Consider the following 1,253-nt stretch of genomic DNA (forward strand, 5'->3'; position numbering starts at 1 on the left):
CTCCATCATCACAAGACAAAAATCACTCAGAGATATGCGACCCCAGCGTTAACAAATATTGGGGAACGGGGTCTTAGAGGGCGGTGTCGGATGAAGCGGGCGATGGGCTGCGCGTCGGGCTTCGCGTTCGGCCTGGAGAGCCTTCATCACTGTAGCCTGGGTCATGAAAGATTCGCAGAACTTGTCGTAGATATATGCGACGGCTACGGGCGACGGATGCAACATGTCGGCTGCGTAAAACCGGTAGTCACGCAGGTCGTCCATCATTATCTCATAGGCCGGAAAGTATAGCGAGGTATCCTTGAATTCCTGTGTCAGCTGGTCGATGGCAAGCAGCAGTGTCGATTTGCTTGCCTGGTTGCCGTGTGCGCCGTCGGCGAGATGGCGTATGGGGCTTACGGTGAACACTGTCTTTAGGTCGGGATAGCGGGCCTGTAGCTCTCGGAGCATTTTTTTCCACAGACCATAGACTTTCTGGGTGTTGAGCATTTCGCGCTGGAAGAGTGTCGCAGGCTTTTTATGGCAGTTGGCTACCACGCGTCCCTCTTCGGTAAGGCGGAAAATCCATGATGTGCCGAATGTGATGAATAAGGCTGATGCTTTCGACAGAGCTTCCGACGCTTCGGCCTGCGACTTGTTGATGTGCTCGACAACCGCGTCGGGGTCGGGCCCGGAGAAACGAGAGTGATGGCTCCAGCTATGCCATAGTCCTTCGTGCTGAAAGAGATCGTCGCGAGTGTAGGGGCGTTCATAGAGTATGTCGAGCAGTGCTGATGCGATACTTGCCGGATTGTAAAGCGTGCCGCATGGATTGACACATGCGGGGAATCCTCCTCCAAGCAGGCAGCCTCCGATATTGTCGGTAAAGCATGAACCGAGCATTACTACAGGCTGCTCGTGGCTTACGAGCCCCTGATATCCTTTAAGCGGTTGTACTATGGTGCGAAATTCTGTATTCATATTATTAAACACGACTCTCTAAACATCGGGATGGTCTACAAAGTTAGTTAATCTTCCGTCAACCTCAAAGAGCGTTAGACGGTAAGAATCTGTTTAATAACATATAATATGGAAAGTTGAGCTTTTATTTATAACTTTGAGATTATTGACGGAATATTATTAAACAAGCTCTATGGGGGACATGGCACATGATAAGGCAAAGATAATCGGCATTGCGCGGCATCGCCTTTCGACTGACGGCGATGGAGTGACTACGCTCGTTGCCTTTCACGGCTGTCCGCTCAGTTGCCGAT

Annotated in this window: 1 protein-coding gene and 1 pseudogene; one reads left to right on the forward strand and one right to left on the reverse strand. The window is 51.0% G+C overall.

Annotation, left to right across the window (positions count from 1 at the left end):
* Positions 1 to 48: 48 nt before the first annotated feature.
* Positions 49 to 960: a GSCFA domain-containing protein gene (locus tag K2I50_RS02605; protein ID WP_301024693.1), complete on the reverse strand. Its 912-nt coding sequence runs from the start codon at positions 958 to 960 to the stop codon at positions 49 to 51.
* A gap of 181 nt (positions 961 to 1,141) precedes the next feature.
* Between K2I50_RS02605 and K2I50_RS02610 the strand changes: the two are divergent.
* Positions 1,142 to 1,253 (forward strand): annotated as a pseudogene (locus K2I50_RS02610) (radical SAM protein); the annotation flags it as partial.

Source organism: Muribaculum sp., assembly GCF_029051885.1.
In the GTDB taxonomy this organism is placed as follows: Bacteria; Bacteroidota; Bacteroidia; order Bacteroidales; family Muribaculaceae; genus Muribaculum.

What these genes read in the sequence shown, in the direction of transcription:
- K2I50_RS02605 (WP_301024693.1), bottom strand. Translation starts at nt 960, where the DNA reads ATGAATACAGAATTTCGCACCATAGTACAACCGCTTAAAGGATATCAG.